The sequence below is a fragment of the Pseudodesulfovibrio sp. genome, from assembly GCF_028692895.1.
Taxonomy (GTDB): Bacteria; Desulfobacterota; Desulfovibrionia; order Desulfovibrionales; family Desulfovibrionaceae; genus Pseudodesulfovibrio.
This window is the reverse complement of record NZ_JAQUWN010000004.1, coordinates 1-18,640: the sequence shown is the minus strand read 5'-3', so window position 1 is coordinate 18,640 and position 18,640 is coordinate 1. Positions and strand designations below refer to the sequence as shown.

At 65.2% G+C, this 18,640-nt stretch carries 21 protein-coding genes and 1 pseudogene; 5 read left to right on the top strand and 17 right to left on the bottom strand.

Going from position 1 to position 18,640, the window contains the following annotated elements; translation table 11 throughout:
- Positions 1–33 precede the first annotated feature (33 nt).
- The 17 genes from PHP91_RS01680 to PHP91_RS01600 all read right to left on the bottom strand — a co-directional run bounded on the left by PHP91_RS01680 (position 34) and on the right by PHP91_RS01600 (position 15,489).
- A complete protein-coding gene (locus tag PHP91_RS01680) occupies positions 34–2,082 on the bottom strand; it encodes a methyl-accepting chemotaxis protein (RefSeq protein ID WP_300135916.1) in 2,049 nt (682 codons plus the stop codon).
- Between the two features lie 206 nt (positions 2,083–2,288).
- On the bottom strand, positions 2,289–2,828 hold the full coding sequence (locus PHP91_RS01675) for a DUF2062 domain-containing protein (protein ID WP_300135914.1): 540 nt from the start codon (positions 2,826–2,828) through the stop codon (positions 2,289–2,291).
- Between the two features lie 2 nt (positions 2,829–2,830).
- Positions 2,831–4,879, bottom strand: a complete 2,049-nt coding sequence (gene fusA / locus PHP91_RS01670) for an elongation factor G (RefSeq protein ID WP_300135912.1) — start codon at positions 4,877–4,879, stop codon at positions 2,831–2,833.
- A gap of 1 nt (position 4,880) precedes the next feature.
- Positions 4,881–5,762, bottom strand: a complete 882-nt coding sequence (locus PHP91_RS01665; protein ID WP_300135910.1) for a hypothetical protein — start codon at positions 5,760–5,762, stop codon at positions 4,881–4,883.
- Between the two features lie 35 nt (positions 5,763–5,797).
- Positions 5,798–6,526 carry an outer membrane protein assembly factor BamD gene (locus PHP91_RS01660; protein ID WP_300135908.1) on the bottom strand — a complete coding sequence of 243 codons (729 nt, stop codon included), beginning with the start codon at positions 6,524–6,526 and terminating at the stop codon, positions 5,798–5,800.
- Between the two features lie 10 nt (positions 6,527–6,536).
- Positions 6,537–7,454 carry a thioredoxin-disulfide reductase gene (gene trxB / locus PHP91_RS01655; protein WP_300135906.1) on the bottom strand — a complete coding sequence of 306 codons (918 nt, stop codon included), beginning with the start codon at positions 7,452–7,454 and terminating at the stop codon, positions 6,537–6,539.
- A gap of 3 nt (positions 7,455–7,457) precedes the next feature.
- Complete coding sequence (trxA, locus tag PHP91_RS01650; RefSeq protein ID WP_300135904.1) at positions 7,458–7,778, bottom strand: thioredoxin; 321 nt, start codon at positions 7,776–7,778, stop codon at positions 7,458–7,460.
- Between the two features lie 146 nt (positions 7,779–7,924).
- A complete protein-coding gene (gene tsaD / locus PHP91_RS01645; protein ID WP_300135902.1) occupies positions 7,925–9,007 on the bottom strand; it encodes a tRNA (adenosine(37)-N6)-threonylcarbamoyltransferase complex transferase subunit TsaD in 1,083 nt (360 codons plus the stop codon).
- A complete protein-coding gene (fbp, locus tag PHP91_RS01640) occupies positions 9,007–10,035 on the bottom strand; it encodes a class 1 fructose-bisphosphatase (protein WP_300136125.1) in 1,029 nt (342 codons plus the stop codon). The genes tsaD and fbp overlap by 1 nt, the downstream gene beginning before the upstream one ends.
- A gap of 46 nt (positions 10,036–10,081) precedes the next feature.
- Entirely contained in the window at positions 10,082–10,873 is a 792-nt protein-coding gene (locus tag PHP91_RS01635) for a hypothetical protein (protein ID WP_300135900.1), read from the bottom strand.
- Positions 10,874–10,937: 64 nt separating this feature from the next.
- Positions 10,938–11,732: a tetratricopeptide repeat protein gene (locus PHP91_RS01630; protein ID WP_300135898.1), complete on the bottom strand. Its 795-nt coding sequence runs from the start codon at positions 11,730–11,732 to the stop codon at positions 10,938–10,940.
- Positions 11,716–12,036, bottom strand: coding sequence for a septum formation initiator family protein (locus tag PHP91_RS01625; RefSeq protein ID WP_300135896.1), 321 nt, complete (start codon positions 12,034–12,036; stop codon positions 11,716–11,718). The genes PHP91_RS01630 and PHP91_RS01625 overlap by 17 nt, the downstream gene beginning before the upstream one ends.
- A 3-nt stretch (positions 12,037–12,039) precedes the next feature.
- Positions 12,040–12,318 carry a hypothetical protein gene (locus tag PHP91_RS01620; protein ID WP_300135894.1) on the bottom strand — a complete coding sequence of 93 codons (279 nt, stop codon included), beginning with the start codon at positions 12,316–12,318 and terminating at the stop codon, positions 12,040–12,042.
- Positions 12,319–12,338: 20 nt separating this feature from the next.
- A complete protein-coding gene (gene pgsA / locus PHP91_RS01615; protein WP_300135892.1) occupies positions 12,339–12,923 on the bottom strand; it encodes a CDP-diacylglycerol--glycerol-3-phosphate 3-phosphatidyltransferase in 585 nt (194 codons plus the stop codon).
- 9 nt (positions 12,924–12,932) lie between these two features.
- Positions 12,933–13,820, bottom strand: a complete 888-nt coding sequence (locus tag PHP91_RS01610) for an Mrp/NBP35 family ATP-binding protein (protein ID WP_300135890.1) — start codon at positions 13,818–13,820, stop codon at positions 12,933–12,935.
- Positions 13,821–13,873: 53 nt separating this feature from the next.
- Positions 13,874–14,845: a DUF368 domain-containing protein gene (locus tag PHP91_RS01605; protein WP_300135888.1), complete on the bottom strand. Its 972-nt coding sequence runs from the start codon at positions 14,843–14,845 to the stop codon at positions 13,874–13,876.
- A 2-nt stretch (positions 14,846–14,847) separates the two neighbouring features.
- On the bottom strand, positions 14,848–15,489 hold the full coding sequence (locus tag PHP91_RS01600) for a protein-L-isoaspartate(D-aspartate) O-methyltransferase (protein ID WP_300135886.1): 642 nt from the start codon (positions 15,487–15,489) through the stop codon (positions 14,848–14,850).
- A 176-nt stretch (positions 15,490–15,665) separates the two neighbouring features.
- Between PHP91_RS01600 and PHP91_RS01595 the strand changes: the two genes are divergently transcribed.
- From PHP91_RS01595 to PHP91_RS17265, 5 genes and pseudogenes are all read left to right on the top strand, one after another.
- Positions 15,666–16,100 carry a CBS domain-containing protein gene (locus PHP91_RS01595; RefSeq protein ID WP_300135884.1) on the top strand — a complete coding sequence of 145 codons (435 nt, stop codon included), beginning with the start codon at positions 15,666–15,668 and terminating at the stop codon, positions 16,098–16,100.
- 128 nt (positions 16,101–16,228) lie between these two features.
- A complete protein-coding gene (locus PHP91_RS01590) occupies positions 16,229–17,575 on the top strand; it encodes a M23 family metallopeptidase (RefSeq protein WP_300135882.1) in 1,347 nt (448 codons plus the stop codon).
- A 95-nt stretch (positions 17,576–17,670) separates the two neighbouring features.
- Positions 17,671–17,925: a hypothetical protein gene (locus PHP91_RS01585; protein ID WP_300135880.1), complete on the top strand. Its 255-nt coding sequence runs from the start codon at positions 17,671–17,673 to the stop codon at positions 17,923–17,925.
- Positions 17,816–18,544 (top strand): annotated as a pseudogene (locus tag PHP91_RS01580) (IS110 family transposase); the annotation flags it as partial. The gene PHP91_RS01585 and the pseudogene PHP91_RS01580, both read left to right, overlap by 110 nt.
- A gap of 29 nt (positions 18,545–18,573) precedes the next feature.
- Positions 18,574–18,640, top strand: a 67-nt coding sequence (locus tag PHP91_RS17265) for a hypothetical protein (protein WP_366141524.1), incomplete at its 3' end; no start/stop codon positions are given.

Below are 18,640 nucleotides of genomic sequence, written 5' to 3'. Positions count from 1 at the left end.
ACCCCTGAATCAGCCCATTATAAATACACGTTGTCACACATCTTTGCCAAGAAAGACGATCTCGGCCCTGGCGGTGGTCTCGTCAAAGGGCTTGATCCGGACGCGGACACGCTCGCCCTTGAACTCGGCGGCCCCGAGCAGGATGCCTTCGAAATAGTCGAAGAGCCCCCGGCTCGACCGGTAGTTCATGAACAGATCGTCGCCCTTGTCCTCATAGGTGAAGTCAGGCGGCTTGATGCCGGGCGTGGCCTTGGTCAGCTTGGCGTGGACGTCGTTCATGCGCAGGTAGAAGGACTTGAGGGACTCGTCCTTGAAATAGCCCGGATACATCTCGTGAAACTTGCCTATGGTGAACCGGCCGAGGTCCAGGAAGAACTCGCGGACCGTGACGTCTGCCAGGGCCGACGCAAGCTCCGCCATCTGCGACAGGACCTGGTCGGGATAGCTCTCGGCGGGCAGGAACACGGGATGGCCCATCTCCTCCCGCACGCCCTCGAAGGCGTCCTCGCCGTAGCGTTCGCGGATGAATCCCAAGGCCAGCTTGGGCAGGATGCCCTTCATCCGGCCTTCGGACTCCCGCAGCTTCACCCGACCGGGCTCGTCCCCCTGCACGCCCTTGGACAGGTCGAGCAGGTCCTGGGCCAGCCGGGCCAGGTCGCGGGTGGCTCCGGCCGCCTGCCCGGCGGCCTCGTCCGCCTCGCCGGCGATGTCGGCGATGTCCTCGACGCTGTGCTTGATCTCCTCGGCCGAGGCCGACTGCTCCTCGGCGGCGGTGGCGATCTGCTCCACCCGCTGCACCATGTCGCCGATGCTTTCCATGATGAGCTGGAGGGCGTCGCCCGCTTGGTTGGACAGGGAGGTGCTCTCCCCCACCTGCTCCTCGGTCCGGCGCATGGCGGCCATGGCGTGGCGGGAGCGCTCCTGGATGGTGCCGATGGCCTGCTCCACCTCCTTGGTGGCGGCCATGGTCTTCTCGGCCAGCTTGCGCACCTCGTCCGCCACCACGGCGAATCCCCGGCCAGCGTCGCCCGCCCTGGCCGCCTCGATGGCTGCGTTGAGGGCCAGAAGGTTGGTCTGGTCGGCGATGTCGTTGATGACGCCGATGATCCGGCCGATCTCCTCGGCCCTGGCGTCCAGCTCGCCCACCTCCCGGCCGAGTTCGGCGGCGGACTGCGAGACCTCGTTGATGGCGGCCACGGCCCGGGTGACCATGACCGCGCCGTCCCCGGCGGACCGCTGCGCGCTGGCGGCGGCCTCGCTGGTAGCCGAGGCGTTGCGGGCCACCTCCATGACCGTACCGGTCATCTCCTCCATGGCCGTGGCCACGGCCGTGGTCTGGCCGCGCTGCTTCTGCGCGCCCTGGGCCTGGTCGTCGGCCGAGGCGGAGAGCAGCTCCGTTGCCGAGGCCACATGCTCGGCCAGTTCGCTGATCCGGGCCCCGGCCCTGGAAAGCCGGTCCTGCTGCGCCGCCACCTCGCGCTGGCGGTCCTGGCTCGCGGTCAGGTCGGAAACCGTGACCACCACGCCCCTGCCCGAGCCGCCGCCGAGTCCGACCGGACGGCATGCCAGTTCCACGGCCAGCTTGCGGCCGTCCCAGAGGGTCAGGTCGCGCATCTCGGTCACGGGAGCGCCGGAGCGCAACGCCGCGTCGGGCAGCAGCGGCCTGTCGGCGTCAAAAAATGCCTGCCCCGCCTTCCGGCCCACCACCTTGTCAGCCCCCTTGCCGAGCAGTTCGGCCAGGGCCGCGCTTGCAGCGAGCACCGTGCCGTCGGCCCCGCAGTACAGGGCGGGCCGGGCCACGCCGCGGAAGGCCTGCTCCATGACCTGGGTCGCCTCCCGCGCGCCGGCCAGGGACGCGGCCACGCGGCGCAACCCTTCCGCCAGGGGATCGTCGGGGCCGTCCCCGGCGGGAGTCTCGTGCCCGCCGGCCGCCAGCCCGTCCAGCCCGGCGCGCAGCCGCCGGACCCGCCGGCCCTGGGCGGCCACGGTTCCTGCCAGGCACGCCAGCGCGCCGACCAGGGCCGCGCCATAGGCGGCCCAGCCTCCGACGTACGCGCCCGCCGCAAAAAAACCGCACGACACCAACCCCAGAAGAATCGTTATTTTCCCTGCCCGATCATTCATCCCACGCTCCGACACCAGAGGTGAACACCGCCACAAGCCCGCAACAATAATGAATTCCCGCATACCTTGTACGCGGGAATTCGGAAAGATGCAATAATATCGAGGGGAAAAACGACCGCCTTGCAAAGGCTGCCGCCCGGGTGGGGAGTGAATCTGGGAGGCCGCTACTCGCCGATGCGCTTGCGCAACTGGCGCAGGGCGCGTCGGCGGCGATAGCCGCGGATGAGATAGAGCGAGACGAAATAGGTCAGCACGGAGGCCGGGACGCCGAAAACGAGGCCGCCGGTGAACATGACCGCGAAGACCTCCCACCCGGCCGAGAGAAGCTGCTTCATTTCCAGCCTGGCCGGGTCGAAGGCGACATGAAACGGGGTGAAGGCGCTGCCCACCAGGTAGAGGAAATAGTAGAACGGGACCATGGTGGCCGCGTTGGAATAGCAGGTGGCCAGCCAGGCGGCCAGCTTGTTGACCCGCATGGCGAAGGCCAGGGCGATGACCACGATGGACTGGAAGGGAATGATGGGCAACGCGCCGATGAACATGCCGAGCGCCATGGCCAGGGCCAGGTTCTGCGGCGACGAGTTCTGGCGCATGAGCCGGAGGTACCAGTATCGCGTCCAGCGCTTGCTTCTGATCCACCACCCCTGCCGGTCATTGTTCGCCGGGGCTGCCCGGTTCTGCTTCTGTCGGTTCAGTTCGGCCAAGGCTACTCCAGCACGTCGAAACGGGAAAACTTCATGACGAACCCGGCGCGGCCCTGGGTGGCGGAGCGCAGGTCGGTGGAAAAGCCGAAGAGCTTGCCCAGGGGAGCGAGCCCCTGCACCACCTTCAGGCCGGTGCGGTCGAGCAGGTTTTCGATCTTGGCCCCCTTGGCCCCGAGCAGGCCGACGACCTCGCCCGTGAACTCCTCGGGCACCGTTATCTCGACCCACATGATCGGCTCCATCAGACGGGAGCCCGCATTGCCGAGCGCCTGCTTGAGGGCCATGGCCGAGGCCATGCGGTAGCCCGCCGGGGTGGAGTCGTCGCGCCGTTCCAGGGAGCGGACGCGCACCCGAACGTCCTGCACGGGATAGCCGCGCACCACGCCGCTCTGCAAGCCGTCGGAGATGCCCTCCTCCACGGCCGTCAGCCAGGGGGCGGGCCACTGCTCCGGGTCCACCTCGAAGAGGATGTCGCGCCCCTTGCCCCGGTCGCGCGGCTCCACGGTGAGGGCCACCGAGCCGAAATGCGTCTCCTCGCCCAGCTCGCGGTCGAAGACGGCCTCGCCAGCGCCCTTGGACATGACCGTCTCCTGGTAGACCACCTGGGGCCTGCCGGTGCGCGGGGTGAGCTTGTACTCCCGGCCGAGCCGCTCCAGGATGACCTCCAGGTGCAGCTCGCCCATGCCGGAAAGGATGATCTGGCCCGTGTCCTCCTCGTGCTTGAGGTCCAGGGTCGGGTCCTCCATGAGATATTTCTCCAGGGCGTCGTCGAGCTTGTCCCCCTCCTCGGAATTGCGGGGCTCGATGGCCAGCGAGATGACCGGCTTGTAGTCGGCGATCTGCTCCAGCAGGATGGGAGCCTCGCGCGAGCACAGCGTGTCGCCGGTGCGGGCGTGCTTCATCCCGGCGGCGGCCACGATGTCCCCGGCGAAGGCGGCGTCCAGCCGCTCCCGGCGTCCGGCGTGAAGCCGGAAGAGTCGGGCCACGCGCTCGTCCTGGCCCTGGGTAACGTTGTAGACCGTATCCCCGGCGTCGATGCGGCCGGAGTAGATGCGCATGAGCGCCTGCTTGCGCCCCTCGTCCATGACCACCTTGAAGACCAGGGCGGAAAGGGGCTCCTTGTGGGAGACCTCGAAGGAAATCTTCTTCCTTGTTTCGGGCTCAACGCCCGTGGCCGGCGGCACCTCCAGCGGACTCGGGAGGTAGCGGCAGATGGCGTCCATGACCGGCTGGACCCCGATGTTCTTGAGAGCCGAGCCCACCAGCACGGGCACCACGGCCCGGTCCAGGGTCAGCTTGCGCAACGCCTCGATGATCCGCCTGGGCTCGACCTCCTCGCCGCCCAGGTACAGGTCGAGGATCTCCTCATCCGCCTCGGCAGCGGTCTCAAGGAGCTTCTCCCGCCACGGGGAGAGCCGGTCGGCCTCCTCGTCGGTCAGGGGCAGGGCCTCGTACTGTTCGCCGTTGGTGCCCGGGTCGAAGACCAGCCGCCGCATGTCCACAAGGTCGAACACGCCCCGGAAATCCGCGCCCTCGCCGTCGGGATACTGCACCGGCACGGCATTGGCCCCGAGCCGTGTGCGGATGGACCCGACCACGGCCTCGAAATCAGCGCCGAGCCGGTCCATCTTGTTGACGAAGGCCAGCTTGGGAACGTGGTAGGCCTCGCTCTGCCGCCACACGGTCTCGGACTGCGGCTCCACGCCGCTCACCCCGCAGAACACGCCCACAGCGCCGTCCAGCACGCGCAGGGAGCGCTCCACCTCGATGGTGAAGTCCACGTGACCCGGCGTGTCGATGATGTTGATGATGCACGGGCCCCACAGGCAGGAGGTCACGGCCGAGGTGATGGTGATGCCCCGCTCCTGCTCCTCGGGCATGTAGTCCATGGTGGCCGTGCCCTCATGGACCTCTCCGATGCGGTGGATCTTCTTGGAATAATAGAGGATGCGCTCGGAGAGCGTGGTCTTTCCCGCGTCGATGTGGGCGATGATGCCGATGTTGCGAAGGTTCGCCAGGACCTTCGCCGAGGGAGCGTTGGTTTTGCCCATGTCAGTCTCCGAGGGTCCAGGCCGTGCTGTGGAATTGGAAGAGCTGCGGATGCAGGTCGGGCCATATCCAGCATCCTTCGAGCCCCGGCCCCAGCGCCAGCTTGACGCGGCCCGAGGCGTCGGCCATTCGGTCGGCCGGGAGGTAGGCGACGTCGCTCGTCGCCCGCAGGAACTCGTCGAATCCGCCGTCCATGTGGGTGAAATTCGCAGCCGGGAGGGGCGGCTCGGCCCCGTAGACGGAAAAGGCGATGTCGGGATGGATGAAGGCCAGGGTTTCGAGGTCGAAGGTCGATTCGCCCTCCATCCACACTGTGGCCATCCGGCTGAACCGGGGACGCCAGAAGGCCATGCGCGTGGCGGCCCACTGCTCGCCGGAGCCGACCTCGGCCGCCTTGGGCCCCAGCAGGATCACCGTGCCGGGCCTGTCCGCGTCCCTAAGCTCAACCAGCAGGCGACGCGCCTGGGCGGGGTCCATGTCTGCGACCAGCTCCTGGCCGGCCAGCTCCAGCCCGGTCAGGATCGCCTTGCGCCAGGGAATGTCCTCCCCCACCCGCACGGCCAGCACCTGGCCCACGCCCATGGCCATGGCCGGGACCAGCGCGGCCAGCAGGCGCGCCGGGGAAAGCAGGCTGTCGTCGAACAGGACCACCGCGAACTCCGCGGCCTCGAACCGGGTACGGGTGCAGAACCCGCCGGTCCAACGGCGCAGGTCCTCGCCCGCCACGTCCTTGCGCGGGCCATAGCAGTCGTGGACCCGGGCGATGCCCGTCTTGATCCTGGCGCGCTCGGCGTCGGACAGGTCCTGATAGGCCTGCGCGAAGACCGAGTCGTCAGGAACGAGCGGATTGATCCATTGCGGAAACGAAAACGGTGCGTGTTCCATACTGCGGATGAGCGGCCAACCGGTCGCCGACTCCCTTACAGCCACTTCTTGAGCCAGAGTTTCCAGCTTCCCTGGATGCGCATGCGCTCGTCCTCGGAAAGGGTCTTCTGGTACTCGAAGTAGGAATATTCGGCCCGCCGCCGGGCGTAGTCGCGCAAATCCGGGATGTCGGAGAAGTTCTCCACCACGTACTGGTAGCGGTGCCAGGCCGGGCCGTACTGGTCGGTCCGCCAGAAGAAGTCGGCCATGTAGATCTCATGCTCGGCCAGAATCCTCCGGCTCTTGGCGATCAACTCCTGGGCCGCCTCGGCGTACTGGGTGTTTGGATAGGACTCGCGGAGGCGGTAGTAGTATTCCAGCCCCTCCTTGATGTTCTCCTGGCGTCGGTCGATGGACTTGAACAGCCTGTAGTTGGAATTGCCGATCTGAAAGAGAACGTAGGGAATGTTCTCGTTGGTCGGGTGCAAGGCCTCGAATTCCTTGTAGGCCTCGCGCGCCTGCATGAACTGGTCGTCCAGGTAGTAGGCGTCCCCCAGGGCGAGTTCCGCCTTGAGCGCATAGGGACTGAACGGGAACCGGTCCTTGAGCTTGTTGAAATACCCCTGGGCGTCCACATATTCCTTGCCGTTCATGGCGTCCATGCCCGCCTCGTACAGCTCCTGGGCCGTATCCTCGGCCGGGGGCAGGAAGTACTGGTCGATCAGCGCGCAGCCCGAGGCGAGCGTCAGGAGCAGAAGGACGACGGGGAGGCGAAGCGACCGCATGCAGGACCCCCTAGCCAAGCTGTTCCAGATAGGCGAAGGCCGAGTTGGCTGCCGTGGCGCCGTCGCCCACGGCCGAGGCAACCTGGCGGCACAGCTTGGAGCGGATGTCCCCCGCAGCGAAAAGGCCGGGAATGTTGGTCCGCATCTCCACGTCCGTGACAATGCCGTTGCGATCCCTGTTCACCGTTTCCGGCACGAAATCGATTATGGGCTCGAACCCGACGAAAATGAACGCGGCATCCACCTTGAGCGAGGAGGACTCGCCCGAGGCGACGTTGCGCAGGGTCAGGGACTCCACGTCCGTCTCGCCCACGATCTCGTCCACAACCGTGCTGCGGATGATATCGATGTTCTCGTGGTCGAAGCACTTCTGCTGGTAGATGATCTGGCCCCGGAACGCCTCGCGGCGGTGGATGAGGTGGACCTTGCCGCAGATGCGGGCCAGGTAGAGAGCCTCTTCCAGGGCTGAGTTGCCGCCGCCGATGACCGCGACATCGCGCCCACGGAAGAAATTCCCGTCGCACAGGGCGCAATAGGACACACCCCGGCCAAGCAGCCGGTCCTCGCCGGGCACGTTCAGCTTGCGGTAGCGGCAGCCCGTGGCCAGGACGACGGCCTTGGCCTTGACGTCCTCCTCCCCGACCTTGAGCACGTGGCCGTCGCCGTTGGGCTCCATGGCGCGGACCTCGTCATTGATCCGCTCCAGCGGATACTCCTCCAGGTGGGCGGCGAACTTGTCGGCCAGCTCCCACCCCTGGAGGCCCTTTGGAAACCCCGGATAGTTCTCGATCTCCGAGGTCATGAGGACCTGCCCGCCGGGGGACAGCTTTTCGACCATGGCCGTCTTCACACCGGCGCGCAAAAGATAAAGGGCAGCCGTCATTCCTGCCGGGCCGCCCCCTATGACTACGGCGTCATACAATTTCATGTATTACAGGGCCTTCTTGGAGATCATTTCCTTGATGCTGCTCTTGGAGACGGCGCCGGTGGACTGGTCCACGACCTCGCCGCCCTTGAAGAGGATCAAGGTCGGGATGGCGCGGATGCCGTACTTGCCGGGGGTGGCGGAGTTCTCGTCCACGTTCATTTTGACGATTTTCACCTGACCGGCGTACTCCTCGGCCAGTTCGTCGATGACCGGACCCATGGCGCGACAGGGACCGCACCAGGGGGCCCAGAAGTCGATGAGGACGGGAACGTCGCTCTGCAAAACTTCCTGCTCGAAATTGCCGTCTGTGATCTGATTAGCCATTGTGTTCTCCTTGTGTTTCCCGGCGGGCAGCCGTTTTGCTACGAGATGATAAGCCGCAACCCTTCCATCGGACCTTCGGCGAAATGTTCAACCAATTTTCTTAAAATAGATTTCCCCTACCCCAGTGTCAAGAAGAGGCCGGGAAATTATACCCCAAGTTCACCTCGGAGCCAATCCTGCGGAACGACCCGCCCCCTGGGCACCGCCTCCAGGTCCAGGCCATGATGCAGCCCGGCCCGGGCCATGAGCCATCCGGCATGGGCGATCATGGCCCCGTTGTCCGTGCACAGCGAGAGGTCCGGCAGGTTCAGGGCGATGCCGTTCTCCCCGGCCAGCCGGGCCATGGTCTCGCGCACCAGTGAGTTGGCCGCCACTCCGCCCGCCACGATCAGGCTCTTCACCGGCCCGGCCCGCCGGAGCGCCCGCTCCACCTTGATCCGCAGCGTGTCGGCCACGGCCCAGTTGAAGGAGGCGCAGACCCCGGCCAGCCGCGCGCGCCGCTCGCCCGACAGGGCCGCCACGGCGGCCGGATCGGCCATGGTCTCGAAGACCAGGTCGGGATGGGCGGCCACGTAGGTGGCCACGGCGGTCTTGAGGCCGCTGAAGCTGAAATCCAGGCTCGGGTTGTCGATGAAGGCGCGGGGGAACAGCCCCTTGTCCGGCTCGCCCTCGCGGGCCAGTTCGTCGATGAACCGGCCGCCCGGATAGGGAAAATTGAGCACCTTGGCCACCTTGTCGAAGGCCTCGCCAGCCGCGTCGTCCAGGGTGCGGCCGAGCAGCGCGAACTCGACGGGCGACTCGATGCGGTAGGTGTGGGTATGCCCGCCGGAGACGAGCAGGCCCAAGGCGGGAAACCGCAGGTCCCCCGCGAGTCCCGGCGCGAGCAGGTGCGCCCAGAGGTGGTTCACGCCCACCAGGAAGGCGCCGGTGGACAGGCTGAGCCCCTTGGCGAAACTGACGCCCACCAGCAGGCTGCCGAGCAACCCCGGTCCGCGCGCCACGGCCACCCCGTCCACATCGCCGGGTTCGAGCCCGACGTCGTGCATGAGGCTGCGATAAAGGCGCGGCAGCACGCGCAGGTGCTCGCGCGAGGCGATCTCCGGCACCACGCCGCCGAACAGGGCGTGCACGTCCACCTGGGTGGCCAGCCGCTCGCCGAGCAGGCGGCCGTCCTCCACCAGGGCCACGGCCGTTTCGTCGCAGGAAGTCTCGATGCCGAGAATGCGCATTACCGTTGCTTGCCGCTCCGCGCTTCCTCGAAGATATCCTGGACCATCTTCACGTCGTTGAGCGAGCCGCAGTAGAAGGGAATGCGCTGGTGCAGGTGATCCGGCTCGATGTCCAGGACGCGCTGCCCGCCGTCGATGGCCATGCCGCCCGCCTGCTCCACGATGAAGGCCATGGGGTTGCACTCGCAGGTCAGCCGGAGCTTGCCCGAGGGTTTCTTGGGATCGCGCAGGTCGGCGGGATACAGGAAGATGCCGCCGTAGAGCAGATTGCGGTGGAAGTCCGCCACCAGGGAGCCGATGTAGCGGCCGCTGTAGGGCTTGCGCAGGGCGTTCTTGGGGGACTTGAAATAGGCCAGGACCTGCTTGGTCTCGCGGTCCCAGTAGCGCTCGTACCCCTCGTTGACCGAGTAGATCTTGCCCTGCTCCGGGATGCGGATGTTGGGATGGGAGAGCAGGAACTCGCCCACGCTCGGGTCCAGGGTGAAGCCGTGCACGCCGTCGCCGCAGGTGAAGACCAGCATGGTGGACGAGCCGTACAGGACGTAGCCCGCGGCCACCTGCTCGCTCCCCTTCTGCAGCACGTCGCTCGACATGAGCGGCCCGCCCGAATCGCTCTTGCGCTTGTAGATGGAGAAGATGGTGCCGATGTTGACGTTGACGTCGATGTTGGACGAACCGTCCAGCGGGTCGAAAATGATGATGTAGTCGCCGCGCGGCAGGGAGTCGGGCACCTCGATGATGTCCGCGTTCTCCTCCGACGCCATGGCGCAAAGCACGCCGGATCGGGCCAGCCGGTGGATGAGGATGCGGTTGGCGTACTCGTCGAGCTTCTTGACCTCCTCTCCCTGGACGTTGACGTCCCCGGTGAAGCCCAGGATGTCCACCAGCCCCGCCTTGTTCACGGCGCGGGTGATGATCTTGGCGGAAAGGACCAGCTCGTTGAAAAGCCGGGTGAACTGGCCCGTGGCGCCGGGCACCATCTTCTGATGCAGCAGGATGTGCTCGGTGACGGTGACCTGCTGGGGCAACGCCACGTGCTCCCGCCGCTGGGAATTCGAATAGGCCATGACTCTCCTAGAAAAACCACAGGAAGCTCTCGCCCGCCTTGGGGTCGACGCTCTCCGTGGCGTAAACGTATTGGTCGTTGCCGATGTACTTGGCCAGCCAGGTGTAATGCTTCTCGCCGACCTTGACCTGGCCCTGCACCTTGTCCTTGAGCATTTCCTCCCACGGTAAGGCCAAAAGACCGTCCTTGTCCACGTCCGCGCCGCGCGTCCAGACGCCGCCGCCGGGATGGATGATGATAAGGTCCTTGGGGCTGGGGCTCAGGCTGAGCAGGGCCCGGGGGTCGAACCCCACGGCGATGAGGCCGTTGAAGTCCACGTCCGAAAAATAGGGCCGCGCTATGTACAGCTCGGGCCCGAGGTCGGAGTAGTCGACCACCGTGACCAGGGAGGTGGCGCGCCAGACGCCCTCGAACCGGAGGGGCTTGTCGATGCGCTTGACCGGAATCTCCGGCTGCATGACCACGATGGTCCCGTCCTGGTCCGTGACCAGGACCCGATGGACCCAGGGGAAGCGGGTCAGCAGCAGGTCCATCCAGTCGGGATCGGGCATGGAGTCCATGTCGTCGATGTAGCGGGCCAGCGAGGTCAGGGGGCCGTCCACCGGGGTGAAGAGCTTGGCCAGTTTCTCCTGGTTGGGATTCTCGAACTGGTAGCTGTCCGTTTCGATGGTGGGGTTGGGATCGATGTACTCGCGGGTCGATTCCCAGGTTTCCTTGGTATACCGCTTGGTGCTGGACCACATGCCGCATCCGGAGGTCGCCAGGGCGATAAAAAGCAATAATAGTCCGGTATATTTCATTCTTCCGTATCTCATGAAGCGAAGAGAGGTTGACGCCCGGGCCTGTCCCCTGCGCGGCGTCGCGTCAGTTGCGGATGCGGGCCTCGAAACGGGAGGCCAGGGTCTCCAGCGTGCTGATGAGGCGGTTCTTGGCGTGAGCGCTGAAGGGGTCCTCCCGCTTCGGCTGCTCGGACGGACCGCCCGCCTCCAGCTCCGCGATGCGGCCGTTCAGTTCGGCGCGCCGTTCGTCGGAAACCGTTGAATGCACCAATTCGCGGTAAATTTCCAGTGCTCCCTCGACGTCGCCCTGGGAGGCCAGCAGGTCCGCCATGGTCTTGGTGCGGAACGAGCCCATGCCAGGCCGGACGTACTCCTGCTCCGGCTCGTCGTCGCCTTCGGGCGGCATGGTCTCGGGCGTCTTTCGGCGCGCGGCGCGCGGGGTGTCGCACGGGGGCGGCAGCGGCGCGCCCACCAGCCGGTCGGCCAGAGTGCCGATGCCCTCGAAAACCACGTCGGTCCAGCGGATGGTGTCGCCGGAGATGTTGGAGGCCACGAGCATGAGAAAGACGGACAGGTCGCGCTGCTCGGTCGGCAGGCTCCTGGCCCAGGCGCGCCAGAAGGCGGGATAGTCTCGCAGGGGGTCGATGACCCGGGAAAGCTGGTCGCGGACCTCGTCCTCGCGCCCCAGCTCGATGAGCAGCTCCACGAGAAGCATACGCGCCTCAAGATAGTCGGGATGCCGGTCGAGCCCCTTGCGGAGCGCGGCCACGGCGTCCTCGGGAAGGCCGTTCTCGACAAAGAGCTTCGCCAACGGGAAAAACACCCTGGAGCCGGGCTCCAGGGAGAGGACCTCCAGGTACCACTCAATCTTTCCGCTCATCTCCACTCTCCGAACTCTTGGCGTTATCATCCGGGAATATATACAGGATCTCGTCCTTTTTCACGAAGTTCATGCGCTCCCGAACGACCTTTTCCTGGTAGGCCTTGTCCGATTTCAGCCGCCGGATTTCCTGGCTCAGGTCCAGGCTCTTCGCGTCCACGGCGTCGATCTTCTCCTGCAGGGCCGCATACCGGTTTTTCAGCTCCAAATACGCAAAAACGCCCTGATCGCTCCAAACCAGCCTGAACATGAGGAACAGGTTGATGCAGAGCAATAGAGCGACGAGCAGAATGCGTCCATGCATGTCCTATTGTAGCCTTCGATTGCTTTTCCTCTCGAACCGCGCCTTGGCGAGCGGCGCCTGCAACTCCTTGAGGAAGTTGGCCGTGGCCTTTTCGATCCGCTCCACATCCGTCTCGTTCAAATCCACCCGGTCGATCTTCTCCAGAAACGACTTGAGCACGACGAATTCATCGAGCAGCGAATGGCCGTGCTCCAGCTTCTCCAACTGGGGTTCGAGGTCCAAAATGGTCTGAAGACAGTTGGTTATGCGAATGAGATGATTCACGGAGGCGGAGTCAGCCATGGCGTTCACCGTATCCCTCTTCAATTTTCTCCACTTTTTAACCACTTTTTATAGAAATTGTACAGATAATTCCCGCCGGAAAAAACCGTCAACGCCAGGGCGGCCCAGAGCAGCCCCTGCCCGAGCGGCCTGGGGTCCCATCCGAAGAACGGATAGTGGAAGATCAGGAAGCCCACGGCCAGGGACTGGAGCAGGGTTTTCGCCTTGCCGTACCGGTCCGCCGCGATGACCTCGCCCATCTCCGCCGCGATGGCGCGCATGCCCGTCACGGCCAGCTCGCGGCAGATGATGATGATGACGATCCAGGCCGGGACCTTCCAGTCCGGGCCCAGGCGGACGAGCATGATCAGCGCCGATCCGATGAGCAGCTTGTCGGCCAGGGGGTCGAGAAACTTGCCCAGGTTGGTGATGATGTTCTGCTGCCGGGCGATCATTCCGTCGAAGAAGTCGGTCATGCAGGCGACGAAATACACCCCGAACGCAAAATAGGACCCCAGCCGGAACTGGAACCACATCTCAAGATACAGGAGGAACACCACCACGGGCGCCGCCAGTATCCTGGCCATGGTCAGGCAGTTCGGAAGGTTGAATATTTCCTTTTTCATGCCGAGCACCTACGCGTGTGTGGTTGAGGCCGCCTCGAAGCACTGCTGCGCCGCCTCGGCGATGGTCTCCGCCAGGTCGAGGAAGGCCTGTTTGGCAAAGGAATCCTCCTTGAGGAGGACGACGGGCGTGCCGAGATCGCCGGCCACCACCGTGGCCGGGTCGAGGGGGATGCGCCCCAGGAAGTTGAGGCCGTATTTCTTGGCCAGCTCCTCGCCCCCGCCCTTCTTGAACAGGTCGATGGACTGATGGCAATGCGGGCAGACCAGGCCGCTCATGTTCTCCACCACGCCGAGGATGTTGGCGTGTGCGTACTGGAGGAAATTGACGGACTTGCGTACGTCGGTCAGGGAGACCTCCTGCGGAGTGGTGACCACCACGCACAGGGACTCGGGGATGGTCTTGAGCACGGTCATGGGCTCGTCGCCGGTGCCCGGAGGGGAGTCGATGACCAGGAAGTCCAGCTCGCCCCACTGCACGTCGGAAATGAACTGGCGGATGGCGGAGGTCTTCATCGGCCCGCGCCAGAGCACGGCCTGATCCGGGTCCTTGAGCAGGGACTCCATGGAGACCACATGCAGGTTCTCGTTGTATTCCTTGGGCACGACCAGGGACCCCCGGTCCACCTCGAGCTGGCCGGAGAGGCCGAGCAGGGTCGGAACGCTCGGGCCGTGGATGTCCACGTCCAGGATGCCGACCTTGAAGCCCTTCTCGGCCAGGGCGGCCGCCACGTTGACCGAGACGGAGCTCTTGCCCACTCCGCCCTTGCCGCTCATGATGAACAGCTTGCATTTGATCTTCTCCAGGGTGGAGCGGATCATCTCGTCCTGAATCTTCATCTTGGCGCTGGTCTTGTCCGCGCCGCCGCCCCCGCAGGAGCCGGAACTGCACTCGCTCATTCTTTCAACTCGCTTATGTCTTGGAGGCGGACCCGGTCGTCCGGCCCCCGGTTTCATCTTTCGCCGCGCGACAGCCTGTCGAGCAGCAGGACAACGGCCACGCCCGCAACGGCCAGGGCGACGGCCAGAAAAACCTGGTGGTCCAGGCTCGCCGGAAGCACGTTCTGCTCCCGGAGCACATGGACCTTGCCGCGAATGGTCGCGGTCTCCAGCACTTCCTTCCAGGGCCAGACCTTGCGCAGGGCCCCGATCATGAATCCGGTCAGCGTGCTGACGGTCAGCGCGTGCCACCGGTGGAGAAGATAGTGCAGGACCCTGGAAAAGACAATGATGCCGATTCCCGCCCCCGCCGCAAAGGTCAACAGAACGACGAAGTTGTCCAACAGAAAGGGATTCTTGAGGGTTCCGGTGACGAACTCGTACTTGCCGAGCATGAGCAGGAGGAAGGCTCCGCTGATGCCGGGCAGGATCATGGCGCAGATGGCGATGGCCCCGCAGAAGAAGATGAACGGCAGTGTCTCGGGCGTGGAGACGGGGATCATGCCCACCAGCGCGTAGCTGCCCGCCGCCCCCAGGGCGACGAAGATCATGGCGCGCAGGTTGAGGGGGTTGATCTCCCGCCCCACCACGTAGATGGACGCGCCGATCAGGCCGAAGAAGAGCGACCAGATTTCCACCGGATGGTATTGCAGCATGTAATGCATGCCCCGGGCCATGGAGACCACGGCCGTGAGGATGCCGAAGAGCAGGCAGGCCAGAAAGCGCAGGTGCGTCCCGGCCAGGGCCCCGGCGAAATCCAGGGCCAGGAGGCGGCGAACCATGCGGACGTCGAAGGAGCGGATGGCGTCCACCAATTGCTCGTAAATGCCGGTGATGAAGGCGATGGTCCCGCCGGAGACGCCGGGGATGATGTCCGCCGCGCCCATGCAGAACCCTTTGCCCCAGAGCAGGGCCGCGCTCCGAAGGCTGTCCGGCCCGGGCGACGCCATGAACGCCCGGCCGAGGGAAAAACGCCCGCCGCCCATGCCTACCACCCGTGCTTGCCGACCAGGTCCACGAAGGCCACGTCGCCCTTGTCGATGCGGGTCACCTCGCCCGCGTTCTTCTCGATGAGGACCAGGGACTGGAGCCGCTTGCCCTGCCCCACGGGGATGAGCATGCGGCCGGGATCGGCCAACTGGGCCACCAGGGGCTCGGGCACTTCCGGCCCGCCCGCGGTGACGATGATGCGGTCGAAGGGGCTCTCGTCGGGCCAGCCCATGGTGCCGTCGTCCAGCTTGAGCTTGATGGAGAAGAACCGCATGTCCATGAACCGCTTGCGCGCGGCGAAGAACAGGGGCTTGATCCGCTCCACGGTGTAGACGTCGCAGCCCATGTGGGCCAGGACGGCGGCCTGGTAGCCCGATCCGGTGCCGATTTCGAGCACCTTCATGCCCGGCTCGGCCCGGAGCAGCTCGGACATGAGCGCCACGATGTAGGGTTGGGAAATGGTCTGGCCCTGGCCGATGGGAAGCGGACCGTCGGAGTACGCCTTGGAGGCCAGCGCCTCCTCCACGAACTTGTGGCGCGGCAGGGAACGCATGGCGTCGAGAACCCGGCGGTCGGCAATGCCCCTCGCCTCGATCTGTTCGCGCACCATCCGCTCTCTGAGTCTCACCGGGTCAACCATCGACGCTCCTTGAAATCGACGCCCGGACGCGACGTCGAAAGACCTGCGGGATGCTGAACAGATTCTTCCGGCAAAGTCAACCAACTGGCCGGAGACACTTTAATATTCTTCCGTCCCGCCTTGACAGGGGCCTTGCATTCGGGGAGACTTGACGCAAATCCAAGAGGTGAAACAGCATGCTCAAAGTCAAAGATCTCATGTCTTCCCCGGTCTTCTCCCTGCGGGAAAACGACTCCCTGCTCAGCGCCCGCTCCCTCATGGACCTCCAGCGCATCCGCCACATTCCCATCGTCACGGCGGAGAACGCCTTCATCGGCCTCATCACCCATCGCGACATCCTCTCGGCCACCATCTCCAAGCTGGCGGAGCTCGACCCCGAGACCCAAAAGGAAATCGATTCCGGCATCCCCATCCGGGAGATCATGCGCACGGACATCCGGTCCGTATCCCCGGAATCCTCGCTCCGCGACGCGGCCCAGATCCTGCTCAACCACAAATACGGCTGTCTGCCGGTGGTCCAGGAGGGCGCGCTGACCGGCATCCTCACCGAGGCCGACTTCCTGCGCCTGACCATCAATCTTATGGAAGGCCTGGAGAGCGATCCCCGGTAAGCCCCCCCTGCTCCCTCCCGTCCGCAAGGACCGCCAGCAGCCGATTTTTGGGAATCGGCGCTCCCCCCTTGTCTCCTCCGTCCGAACGGTATAGAAATATTCTAGACTTTCACGAAACAGGACGAACCATGAGCAAAGACACTTTCAATTCGGACAGGGGCGGAAGGCGCTTCCCCTTCATCTTGACGACCATCATCCTCGTGCTGGCCATCGGCGCGGGCGGGTTCCTGCTCTTCAGGGACACGGAGCCGCCGGTCATCGTCATCGGCCCGGAAGCGTCCGTGGTGGGCAAGACGACCCAGGTGACCGTCACCGTGACCGACGCGGGCAGCGGACTGAAGGCGCTGACCGTGACCGCCGTGCAGGGAGGCAAGGAAATCCCCCTGGCGGCCAGGACCTTCGCCGAGGGACAGAAGGAAGCCGCCGAGACCGTGGCCCTGGACCGGGGCCAGATCGCCGAAGGGCCCTTCGACATCGTGGTCGCGGCCGCCGACACCTCCATCTATCCCTTCGGCGCGGCGGGCGAGTCCAAGGCCAAACGGAGTTACACCCTGGACGCCACCCCGCCCCGCATCTACGTCCAGTCGAACATCAACAACCTCAACCAGGGCGGGGCCGGGCTGCTGGTCTTCGCCCTGTCGGAAAAGGCGTCCCGGACGGGCATCCGCGTGGGCGAGCGGTTCTTCCCGGCCTACCTCCAGCACGACGCGGGCGGCAAGTTCGTCTACCACTGCATGTTCGCCCACCCCTGGGACGTTTCGGTGGCGGACTTCAAGCCGCTCATCGAGGCCGCCGACGCCGCGGGCAACACGGCCCAGCGCTCCTTCAACTTCCACACCAACGCCCGCTCCTTCCGCAAGGACAGCATCACCCTGTCCACCTCCTTCATGGAGCGCACCATCCCCGAATTCCAGGGCGTACCCCAGGACAAATCGCTCCTGGACCAGTACCTCTACATCAACAACGACATCCGCCGCCAGAACCGGGCAAGGCTCGTGGAATTCGGGCTCGACACCAGCGCGGTCATGCTCTGGCGGGGCCCCTTCATGCGGCTGCCCAACGCGGCCAACCGCGCCCGGTTCGCCGACAGCCGCGACTACCTCTTCGAGGGGCGCAAGGTGGACCACCAGACACACCTGGGCCTTGACCTGGCCAGCATCCAGCACGCCCCGGTCCCGGCGGGCAACGACGGCCGCATCGTCTTCGCCGACTTCCTGGGCATCTACGGCAACGTGGTGGTCATCGACCACGGCCTGGGGCTCCAGACCCTCTACGCCCACCTGAGCGCCATCGACGTCAAGCCCGGCGACCAGGTCAAGCGCGGCGACATCATCGCCCGCACCGGGGCCACCGGCCTGGCGGGCGGCGACCACCTGCACTACGGCGTCATCATCTCTGGCACCCCGGTTCAGCCCATCGAATGGTGGGACGCCACCTGGATCAAGAACAACATCGACTCGAAGCTGTCCGACTAGGAACGCTTCGCCGCGCGACGCAAAAATACCATGTCGGCACTCCTGCGTTTTGCTGGTAACAACACCAGTGAAACCAAAACAAACGGGAGGCCGACATGGCGAAGCTCAAGGTATCATCAGTCCATCGGTTTGTAGAAGCTTTTCGTGGCGAAGAGATTCGGATCGGCGTCGACGTCCACAAGCGCAGCTACAGCGTGGGGCTCCTCCGGCCTGACGGGATGGTGAAGGATTGGATCTGCCCTGCCGACAACCACGCCTTGGTCAGGACCATTTTGTCGCTGCCCGTGCGGCTCGGCGCGGTTTGCTACGAGGCCGGACCCACGGGATTCGGCTTGGCAGCGGGCGCTTGAGCAAGCCGGAATTCCCGTCATCAGCGCTGCGCCGAGCCGGATTCCGCGTCCGGTGGCCGCAACCAACAAAACGGACAGCCTCGATTGCCGCAAGCTGGCCGAATGGGCCGCGTCCGGCCTGATCCGCCCGATTTCGATCCCGACGGAAGCCGAAGAGGCCTTCCGGTCGCTGCAACGCAGGCGGCATCAGCTCACGGATTCGATCCGCAAGGTCAAGCAACGCATCCGCGCCCTGTTTCTGAGCTTCGGCATTCCGGAACCGCCCGGCATCGACCATTGGGGCCAGGCTGCGGTCGCCTCGGTTGCGAGAATCGAGTTTCCCCACTGCGCCAACGCGACAAAAAATAGTCTTCTCAGTGAGTTGCACTACCTAAAAACGGCTCAGCGCGAGGTGGACGCCCTGCTGCGCCTTCACGCCAGGGAACAAGACGAGGCGCGACGAATCGCCGCCATGAGGTCCGTTCCCGGCGTCGGCGAGGTGGTGGCGACGGCCTTTGCGGCCGAGATCTACCGGCCCGAACGCTTTAGCCGCAGCGAGGAGGTGACGGCATACCTCGGCCTGGCTCCGGTCGTCCGGCAAAGCGGCGGGGGGGGAAGGAAAAGTCGTTCATCCGTCCGGTCGGGCAACGCCGCTTGCGAAGCCTGCTCGTGGAGGCGGCCTGGGGCTGGAAGCAACGGGATGAATGGGCGCGGGAGTTCTACAATCGGATTTTGG